Source organism: Roseateles sp., from assembly GCF_046300915.1.
Lineage (GTDB): Bacteria > Pseudomonadota > Gammaproteobacteria > Burkholderiales > Burkholderiaceae_C > Kinneretia.
This window is the reverse complement of sequence record NZ_JBKCLH010000163.1, coordinates 1-9,095: the sequence shown is the minus strand read 5'-3', so window position 1 is coordinate 9,095 and position 9,095 is coordinate 1. Positions and strand designations below refer to the sequence as shown.

The following is a 9,095-nucleotide window of genomic DNA, read 5'->3' as shown; positions in this document are numbered from 1 at the left end:
CTGGCATAGACCATGGCCTGCGGCGCCCGGTCACGCGCCAGGGCGCGCAGCAGATTGAGCGTGCGCCGGTCCTCCCGACCCTGGTTCTGCGGCGGCGCCAGATGCAGCACCCGATCGGCCAGACCGGCCAGACGGGCCAGGGTCTCGGGCCGGTCCAGATCCCCCCACAGCGGCGTGGCGCCGGCCGCACGAAGTGTCTCTAAGCGCGCCGGGCTGGAGCTCAGCGCGAACACCGGCAATCGCCCGCCCAGCAGCCGCAGCACCCGCAGGCCCACATCGCCGCAACCGATGATCAGGAGACGGGGGGACGAGGGGCGCAGGCGCATGGGCAAGGGCTTTGGTGGCTCGGGCAAAATAGAGGGCGAGTGTACGGCCCGCTCCCCCTTGAGGCGGGCCGTGTTTTTTGTCCCAGCGCCAGGCAACAAGAGCCCAGATCACCATGAATTTCCAGGTCACCGTCCAACCCAGCGGCCGTGTCTTTGAAGTGGAACGCGAGGAGACCCTCTTGGGTGCCGCCATCCGACAAGGCGTGGGTCTGCCTTATGGCTGCAAGGACGGCGCCTGTGGCTCCTGCAAGAGCCGTCTGCTCGAGGGCCGGGTGATCCACGGCGCCCACCAGCCCAAGACCCTGACGCCCGAGGAAGAGGCCGCCGGCTTTGTGCTCACCTGCTGCGCCACGCCGCAGACCGACTGCAGTCTGGAAGCCCGCACCGTGCCCGGCGCCGGCGAGTTCCCGGTGCTCAAGCTGCCCAGCCGCGTGCTGAGCCTGGACAAGCCCGCGGCCGACGTGGCCGTGCTGCGCCTGCAGCTGCCGGCCAATCAGACCTTCCAGTTCCACGCCGGCCAGTATGTGGAGTTCATCCTGCGCGACGGCGCGCGCCGCAGCTACTCCATGGCCAACGCGCCCCACAATCTGGGCACACCCGCCGCCATCGAGCTGCACATCCGCCACATGCCCGGCGGCAAGTTCACCGACCATGTGTTCGGTGCGATGAAGGAAAAGGACATCCTGCGCATGGAAGGCCCCTTCGGCAGCTTCTTCCTGCGCGAGGACAGCGACAAGCCCATCGTGCTGCTGGCCAGCGGCACGGGTTTTGCGCCCATCAAGGCCATCATCGAGCGCATCGAGCACCTGGGCCTGAGCCGTCCGGTCACGCTCTACTGGGGCTGCCGCAGCCAGGCCGATCTCTATCTGCACGACTGGGCCCTGCAGGCCGCCGCCCGCCTGCCCCAGCTGCGCTATGTGCCGGTGCTCTCCGAGCCCAAGGCCGAGGACGGCTGGACCGGCCGCACGGGCTTTGTGCACCAGGCCGTGATGGCCGACTTCCCCGATCTCGCCGGCCACCAGGTCTATGCCTGCGGCGCGCCCATCATGGTGGAATCGGCCCAGCGCGATTTCGTCGCCCGCTGCCAGCTGCCGGCCGAAGAGTTCTACGCCGACGCCTTCACCTCCGAAGCGGACAAGCACTGATGTTCGAGCCCCCCTACGCCGCCGCCGACCGCTTCGAAAGCCAGCTCCGCGAGCTGGGCCATGTGGTGATCTCGCCCGCCACCGTGCAGCGGGCCTTTGGCGTCACGGCGGCCGAGCTCGCCGCGCTGCAGCCCTTCTGGGGCGAGCTGCCGCCGGACGGCTATCTGCGCGACGGTGGCCGCTATCGCTTTCGCCGCCACAGCTGCTTCGTCGCGGAAGGCTCGCGCCTAAGCCAGGTCGAACACCGCGCCCACTGGCAGCCACTGGACTACAACGCCCTGCACGGCGGCATCGAGCGCTGGTTCGAGCCCATGCGGCCCGAGGCCGTGGCCCTGCCCGCCTGGCAGGCCCTGCTGACGGGCCTGTCCCGCGTGGCTTCGGCTATCAAGGGCGAGCAGCCCTGGTTCATCGAGGCGCACCAGTTCCGCATCGACACCACGGACGGCATCGGCCGCCCCACCCCCGAGGGCGCGCACCGCGACGGCGTGGACTTCGTGGCGGTCTTCATGATCGAGCGCTCAGGCATCAAGGGCGGCGAATCCCGCGTCTTCGAGGCGCGTGGCCCCCAGGGCCAGCGCTTCACCATGAGCGCACCCTGGACCCTGCTGCTGCTGGACGATGAGCGCATGATCCACGAGACCACGCCCATCCAGCCTGCGGCCGAACACGGCCACCGGGACACCCTGGTCCTGACCCTGCGCGCAGGCGGTTTCCAGGGGCCCTGAGCACTTGCAGCGGTGCCACCCGCCTGCAGCGGCCTCTTGATGCAAAGCGGGCATGGCCCCAGGCCCAGGCGGCTGGCCGGGGCGCTGCGCGCACAGCTAAACTGCCGCCCGGCCGCGCCACAAGCGCGGCTTGCGGCGACCTCCGCCCCCCGCGGCGGCGCTACTCCCATCCCTGCATCACGAGTGCCCCGCTTCATGAACGCGATCACCCACGATCTCGCGCGCGCCCTGGCGTCCGCCCCTGCTTCCTCCCTGCCCAGCTCGCTCTTCGGCCTGCCCGACCAGGCACCGCACGAGAAGGTGCTGCTGGCTGCCGACGCCCAGACCGGTCTGCGCGCCATCCTGGCCGTTCACAGCACTGCCCGCGGCCCGGCCTTTGGCGGTTGCCGCTTCTGGAGCTATGACAACGAGCTGGCCGCGCTGAACGACGCGCTGCGCCTCTCGCAGGGCATGAGCCTCAAGAACGCCCTGGCCGATCTGCCCTTTGGCGGCGGCAAGGCCGTGATCATCAAACCGCAGGGCGAGTTCGATCGCGCCGCCCTCTTCGCCGCCTTTGGCCGCGCCGTGCAGTCCCTGGCTGGTGACTACATCACCGCCGAGGACGTGGGCACCACCACAGCCGATATGCGCGGCATGCTGGCTCACACCCAGTTCGTCAGCGGCATCCCGCGCGACGGTGGCGCCTTCGGTGGCGACCCCAGCCCCAAGACCGCCTACGGCGTTTTCGTCTCCATCGACGAGGGCGTCAAGCGCGTGCTGGGCCGCAGCTCGCTGGAAGGCGTGCGCGTGGCCATCCAGGGTCTGGGCGCGGTGGGCTGGCACCTGGCCGAGTACCTGCACCAGGCCGGCGCCCAGCTGATCGTGGCCGATATCGACGCCGCCAAAGTGGAGCGCGCCCAGGCCCAGTTCGGCGCCCAGGCCGTGGCCATCGACGCCATCATCGCGGCCGATGCTGACGTGCTGGCCCCCTGCGCCCTCGGCGCCACGCTCAGCGCCGCCAGCGTGCCCACCATCAGCGCCAAGCTGGTGGCCGGTGCCGCCAACAACCAGCTGGCCACTGCCGCTGAGGGCGACGCCCTGCAGGCCCGCGGCATCACCTATCTGCCCGACTACCTGGTGAATGCTGGCGGCATCATCTCGGTGGCCCGCGAGTACCGTGGCGAAGGCGAGGAAGGCCGCGTGATGGCCGAGGTGGGCCGCATCCGCGAACGCGTGGCCGAGCTGCTGGAGCGCGTGCGCAGCGAGCACTCCACCCCGGCCCGCGTGGCCGATGCCTGGGCCCGCAGCAAGCTGGTCAAGCCCGCCGCGTGAACTGTGGCGCACGCCGGAAGCTTCCGGCGTGCGCACTGCGAAACAGCGGCGCTTCGCTGGGGCTGCGGGCTGCTAGGCTTGAGGCATGAAGACCTCATCCACGCACATGACCCGCCGCCTGCTGACGCTCAGCGCCCTGAGTCTGGCCACCGGCCTGAGCTTGCTGGCAAGCTCCCCCGCCCAGGCCCAGGGCAACAAGCCCATCCGTCTGGTCGTGCCCTATGCGCCGGGTGGTCCGCTGGACATCGTGGCCCGGGCCCTGGCCGAGCGCGTCAAGGACAAGCTGGGTGTGGTCATCATCGAGAACAAGGCGGGTGCCGGCGGCAATATCGGTGCCGATCTGGTGGCCAAGGCCGCGCCCGATGGTCAGACCCTGGTGATGGGCGCCGTGGCCACCCACGCCATCAATCCCTGGCTCTTCAGCAAGATCCCGTACGACCCCATCCGCGACTTCACGCCCATCACCCTGGTGGCCCGTGTGCCCAATGTACTGGTGATGAACACCGAGACCGCCCAGCGCCTGAAGATCGAGAGCGTGGCCGACCTCGTGGCCTACGCCAAGAAGAACCCCGGCAAGCTCAACTACGGCTCGGGCGGCAACGGCAGCGCGGGCCATCTGGCCGGCGAGATGTTCAAGGCCCAGGCCGGGGTCTTCATGACCCATATCCCCTACTCCGGCGGCAACCCCGCCCAGCTGGCCCTGGTCTCGGGCCAGGTGGACCTGAACTTCGACAATCTGGCCAGCGCCTCGGCCAATATCAAGTCCGGCAAGCTCAAGGCCATCGCCGTCACCACGGCCAAGCGCAGCCCAGCCCAGCCAGAGACGCCGGCCATTGCTGAAAGCCCGGCCGCCCTGGGCCTGTCCAAATTCGACATCAACACCTGGTTCGGCATCTTCGGGCCGGCCAAGCTGGCCCCTGAAACGGTCAAGACCTTGAACGCCGCCTTTGTCGAGGCCCTGAACTCGCCCGAGATGAAAAGCCGCATGGCCACACTGATGGCCGAGCCTGCACCCAGCACGCCGGAGCAGTTCGGCGCCTTCGTCAAGAGCGAGCTGGCCAAGTACGAGGGCGTCGTCAAGCGCTCCGGCGCCAAGCTGGACTGAGGGCACGGCCCTTCAGGCCAAGCGGCCGGAAAAGACCCCGAGTGCAGCGCGGGGTTTCCGCCCTCTGCCCTTGAATTTGACGCTAGTCTTGCTCTCGACGTCATGGCCTTGCATCGGGCCAGGCGCCGCCCGGATTGCACATCCGGTGTGCCACACAAGGGAGCAAGACATGAAGAAGTTATCCGACCTGCGGGTAGGCTCGCGGCTGGCCCTCGCTTTTTCCATCGTGTTCGCGCTCATGCTGGTCATCCTGGCCACCGCGCTCACGATCCTGCGCGGCGTCAGCACCATCATGGACGAGGTGGTTGATGACCGATACGCCCAGATTGCGATGAGCAATCAGATCAAGGCGGTCGGTGACCGCGGCGCGCTCACACTGTCGCGCATACTGATGGCGAACACACCGGAGCGACAGAAGCGGTACATGGATGAATACGCGCTCATCCGTACCGAAAACACCGAGAACTTCGCGCGCTTCGAAAAACTGCTGCGCACCGATGAGGCCAAGGCCATGTTTGCCGAGCAGACCGAGGCCAGAAAGGCCTATGGCACCGTCGTGCGCAAGGTCTTCGATCTCATCAGCGCCGGCCAACGTGAGGCCGCAATGCTCGTCTTTCAGGACGAGATTCCTGGCCCCCAGGCCCGCTACTACGCCCTGATTGACAAGATGGTGGAGTATCAGGCCAAGGCCATGAGCCGCGATGTCGAAGAGGCCAAGTCGGCCTCGGATGCAGCCGTTCTGCGCATGCTGCTCGCCTCGGCTGCCGCCCTGCTCCTGGGCGGCTTTACCGCCTACCTGATCACCCGCTCCATCACCGAGCCGATTCGTTACGCAACCCAGCTGGCTGAGACCGTCGCAGCCGGGCAGCTGAGCTATGTCAAACGCGCGGTAGGCCACGACGAGGTCGGCCGCCTGGTGGGTGCGCTGCAGCATATGGTGGACAGTCTGCACCGCATTGTTTCCCAGGTGCGCCATGGGGCTGACACCATCGTGGGTGCCGCCCACGACGTGGCGACGGGGAACTCCGACCTCTCCGCCCGCACCGAACAACAGGCCAGCGCTCTTCAGCAGACCGCAGCGGCCATGGAACAGCTCACCGCGGCCGTGCGGCTGAGTGCAGACAATGCCGGCGAGGCCAATCGCTGCGCGCAATCGGCCTCCGAGGTGGCCGGCAAGGGTGGTCAGGTGGTCAGCCAGGTGGTGGAAACGATGAATTCCATCTCGGCCTCGTCCAAGCGCATTGTCGAGATCATCGGAGTGATCGATGGCATCGCTTTCCAGACCAATATCCTGGCGCTGAATGCGGCGGTTGAAGCGGCCCGCGCAGGAGAGCAGGGGCGCGGCTTTGCCGTGGTGGCGGCGGAGGTTCGCAACTTGGCACAGCGCAGCGCGGTCGCGGCGCGGGAGATCAAGTCCCTGATCGATGACTCGGTCAGTCAGGTGGACAACGGCAGCCGCATGGTTGAACAGGCAGGCGCCACCATGAGCCAGGTGGTCGCCAGCATCAAGCGGGTCAGCGAGGTGGTGGCCGAGATCACCGCCTCCAGCCGTGAGCAGAGCAGCGGCATCGAGCAGGTCAACGAGGCCATCATCCAGATGGACGACACCACGCAGAAGAACGCCGCCATGGTTGAGCAGAGCACGGCCAGTGCCCGCGCCCTGCAAGACCAGGCGCACCAGCTGACCGACACGGTGCGCACTTTCAGCCTCTAGCCGCATGACCCGCGGGCCTGGCGCAGGCGGCCAGCGCCGGGCCCGCCTGCGCGCTGAACGGGCCGTCGGGAGTGACTGATGAGCACAGAACGCCTGCCCTTGTCGGCAGAAGCCCCGGAGCTCGGCGCTTCGGTTCCCATGCCCGGCCCCCGGAGCCCCGGCGTCGATGCCAGAGTTCTGGCCCTGATCGAGGCCTACCGACAGCATGGACATCGATGCGCCCCGCTGGACCCCCTGGGCCAGGCCCCACGTGCCGAGGCAGCCGACTGGCTGGCCGCAGAGCGTTTCGGCCTGGCGCCACAAGAATCGATTGGCAGCGTCGCGCCGCTGAGCGTGGCCCAGCTGCAGGCGCGCCTGCACGCCGTCTACTGCGGACCGTTGAGCCTGGACTGCAGCGCGGTGCGTGACGATGAGCGCCGCCGGTGGCTGCACCAGCAGTTTGAGGCCGAGGCGCCGGCCTGCGGCGATGTGCAACTGGCTGCCCTGCACGCCCGCTGGCAGCAGGCCCAGGACTGGGAGCGGCATATGGCCCGTCGCCAGCCCCAGGCCAAGCGTTTCTCGCTGGAAGGCTGCGAGGCCCTGCTGCCCCTGGTGGACGCCCTGCTGGCCGAAGCCGCCCAGCGCGGCCTGAGCGAGATCTTCATGGGCATGCCACACCGCGGCCGCGTCAATCTGCTGATCAACCTGCTGGGCATGAAGCCAGCCCAGGTCTTCGACTATTTCGAGGCCCGCCCCCTTCAGCCCGAGCTGCAGCGCGATCTGGTCTACCACCTGGGCCTGCGCAGCCGCATCAGCACGCCCCAGGGTGCGATCTGGCTGAACCTGGCCCACAATCCCTCGCACCTGCAAAGCATCTACCCCGTGGTGCTGGGCATGACACGCGGCGCCCGTTCCGGCCGGGCCGCCAGCCTGATGCTGCACGGCGACGCCGCTTTCGCCGGCCAGGGCGTGGTGATGGAGAGCCTGATGCTGGCGCGCCGCCCCGGCTACACGGTGCGCGGCACCATCCATATCCTGATCAACAACCAGCTGGGCTTCACAGAACCCAATCCGCTGGACGGCCGCCAAGCCCAGTACGCCAGCGATATCGCGCGCATGGTGGATGCCCCCGTGCTGCGTCTGAATGCCGAGGCCCTGGCCGAGCTGCCACGCGCGGCCCGCATGGCCGCGGCCTACCGCGAGCGATTCGGCTGCGATGTGCTGATCGATCTGGTGGGCTACCGCCGCCTGGGCCACTCGGAACACGATCTGCCCACGCTCACCAGCCCGCGCCTGTACGCGGTGGTAGCCCGCCACGAGGGCCTGGAGGGCAATGCAGCACAAGTCACCGTCTTTGCCGATGAGGCCCGAGCGCCAGGTGCGGGCTCGCCAGAGCCCGAGTCCACCCAGCCGCCGGCGCAGACCAGTCTATGGCGCGAAGCGCCCATCGGTGGCCAGCACGAGCTCAGACAGATGGTCGAGGCCATGTGCCGTTTGCCCATGGGCTTCAAGCCCCATGCCCTGGTGGCCGAGCTGATCGCGCACTGGCGCCAGTCCTTGAGCGGCGATCTGCGCCAGCCCATTGACTGGTGCCTGGCCGAGAACCTCGCCTACGGCACGCTGCTGCGCGCCGGCATCGGCCTGCGTCTAACCGGCATGGATGTGTGCCGCGGCACCTTCATGCATCGTCAGGCCGTCTGGTACGACCAACAGCCCGGCTCGGGCGGCAGCTTCATGCCGCTGCGCCAGGTGGCGGGCGCCACGCCGCTGGAGGTGATCAACTCACCCTTGTCTGAAGAGGCGGTGCTGGGCTATGAGTACGGCCACAGCGTGCAGGATCGCAGCGGCCTGAGCTTGTGGGAAGCGCAGTTCGGCGACTTCGTCAATGGCGCCCAGGTCTATATCGACCAGTATCTGTCATGCGGCGAGGAAAAGTGGGGCTGTCCCAGCGGCCTGGTGCTGCTGCTACCGCACGGCTACGAAGGCATAGGCCCGGAGCATTCCAGCGCCTTCCTGAGCCGCTTTCTGCTGCTGTGCGGGGCGGACAACCTGCGCGTGGTCTGCCCCAGCAGCTCGGCCCAGCATTTCCATCTGCTGCGCCGCCAGGCCCTGGATCCGCAGCGCAAGCCGCTGGTGGTGATGGCGCCCAAGACCCGGCTCTACAAGCAGCCGGCCTCACATGCACCGCTATCAGCCCTGCTGGACGGCGAATTCCAGCCCGTGCTGGACGACCCAGATGCCGGCCGGCGCGAGGCCAGCCGGGTGCTGCTGTGCAGCGGCAAGCTCTTCTACGATCTGCTGGCCGCGCGCGCGAGCCAGGGGCCTGCCGGAGCACACATCGCCCTGTTGCGGCTGGAGGAGCTCTACCCCTTCCCGCGCGCGGCGCTGGAGCGCCTGCTCAGGCGCTATCCACACATGGACACCCTGGTCTGGGCGCAGGAGGAAACGCTCAACCAGGGCGCCTGGTTCTTTGTGCGCGACGAGTTGCAGGCCCTGTGCCCGAGCGAAGCCCGACTGCTGCACGTAGCCCGGCCCAACACCGCCGCTGGCGCCACCGCCTCCCAGCTGCTGCACCAGCGCGAGCAGGAGATGCTGGTGAACCAGGCCCTGGGCGTGGCGGCGCCGACTCACTCGCCCAGATAGGCGGCGCGGACCTTGGGATCGTTGAGCAGGGTCTTGCCCTCGCCGGTCATGGTGATGAGGCCGGACTCCATCACATAGCCGCGGCTGGCCAGCTGCAGCGCGCGGCTGGCGTTCTGCTCCACCAGCAGCACCGTCACGCCCTGGCTG

General features: G+C 68.3%; 7 protein-coding genes and 1 pseudogene. 6 read left to right on the top strand and 2 right to left on the bottom strand.

Annotation, left to right across the window (positions count from 1 at the left end; genetic code table 11):
• The coding region (locus ACK5F2_RS12435) for an NAD-binding protein (RefSeq protein WP_409865054.1) at nucleotides 1–326 on the bottom strand (326 nt) is incomplete at its 3' end.
• A 113-nt stretch (nucleotides 327–439) separates the two neighbouring features.
• On the opposite strand from ACK5F2_RS12435, the gene ACK5F2_RS12430 reads away from it, so the two are divergent.
• The 6 genes from ACK5F2_RS12430 to ACK5F2_RS12405 all read left to right on the top strand — a co-directional run bounded on the left by ACK5F2_RS12430 (nucleotide 440) and on the right by ACK5F2_RS12405 (nucleotide 8,948).
• Nucleotides 440–1,471, top strand: coding sequence for a CDP-6-deoxy-delta-3,4-glucoseen reductase (locus ACK5F2_RS12430; protein ID WP_409865051.1), 1,032 nt, complete (start codon nucleotides 440–442; stop codon nucleotides 1,469–1,471).
• Nucleotides 1,471–2,196 carry a 2OG-Fe dioxygenase family protein gene (locus ACK5F2_RS12425; protein WP_409865049.1) on the top strand — a complete coding sequence of 242 codons (726 nt, stop codon included), beginning with the start codon at nucleotides 1,471–1,473 and terminating at the stop codon, nucleotides 2,194–2,196. Before ACK5F2_RS12430 ends, ACK5F2_RS12425 begins: the two co-directional genes overlap by 1 nt.
• A gap of 195 nt (nucleotides 2,197–2,391) precedes the next feature.
• Entirely contained in the window at nucleotides 2,392–3,507 is a 1,116-nt protein-coding gene (locus ACK5F2_RS12420) for a Leu/Phe/Val dehydrogenase (protein WP_409865047.1), read from the top strand.
• A gap of 85 nt (nucleotides 3,508–3,592) precedes the next feature.
• Entirely contained in the window at nucleotides 3,593–4,612 is a 1,020-nt protein-coding gene (locus ACK5F2_RS12415; RefSeq protein ID WP_409865045.1) for a Bug family tripartite tricarboxylate transporter substrate binding protein, read from the top strand.
• A gap of 169 nt (nucleotides 4,613–4,781) precedes the next feature.
• The gene (locus ACK5F2_RS12410; RefSeq protein ID WP_409865043.1) at nucleotides 4,782–6,326 is read left to right on the top strand and encodes a methyl-accepting chemotaxis protein; all 1,545 of its coding nucleotides are present in this window, start codon (nucleotides 4,782–4,784) and stop codon (nucleotides 6,324–6,326) included.
• A 78-nt stretch (nucleotides 6,327–6,404) separates the two neighbouring features.
• Entirely contained in the window at nucleotides 6,405–8,948 is a 2,544-nt protein-coding gene (locus ACK5F2_RS12405; protein ID WP_409865041.1) for a thiamine pyrophosphate-dependent enzyme, read from the top strand.
• Here ACK5F2_RS12405 and ACK5F2_RS12400 read toward each other — a convergent pair.
• Nucleotides 8,933–9,095 (bottom strand): annotated as a pseudogene (locus ACK5F2_RS12400) (ABC transporter ATP-binding protein); the annotation flags it as partial. The gene ACK5F2_RS12405 and the pseudogene ACK5F2_RS12400 sit on opposite strands and share 16 nt — an antisense overlap.

What these genes read in the sequence shown, in the direction of transcription:
- ACK5F2_RS12430 (WP_409865051.1), top strand. Translation starts at nt 440, where the DNA reads ATGAATTTCCAGGTCACCGTCCAACCCAGCGGCCGTGTCTTTGAAGTG.
- ACK5F2_RS12425 (WP_409865049.1), top strand. Translation starts at nt 1,471, where the DNA reads ATGTTCGAGCCCCCCTACGCCGCCGCCGACCGCTTCGAAAGCCAGCTC.
- ACK5F2_RS12420 (WP_409865047.1), top strand. Translation starts at nt 2,392, where the DNA reads ATGAACGCGATCACCCACGATCTCGCGCGCGCCCTGGCGTCCGCCCCT.
- ACK5F2_RS12415 (WP_409865045.1), top strand. Translation starts at nt 3,593, where the DNA reads ATGAAGACCTCATCCACGCACATGACCCGCCGCCTGCTGACGCTCAGC.
- ACK5F2_RS12410 (WP_409865043.1), top strand. Translation starts at nt 4,782, where the DNA reads ATGAAGAAGTTATCCGACCTGCGGGTAGGCTCGCGGCTGGCCCTCGCT.
- ACK5F2_RS12405 (WP_409865041.1), top strand. Translation starts at nt 6,405, where the DNA reads ATGAGCACAGAACGCCTGCCCTTGTCGGCAGAAGCCCCGGAGCTCGGC.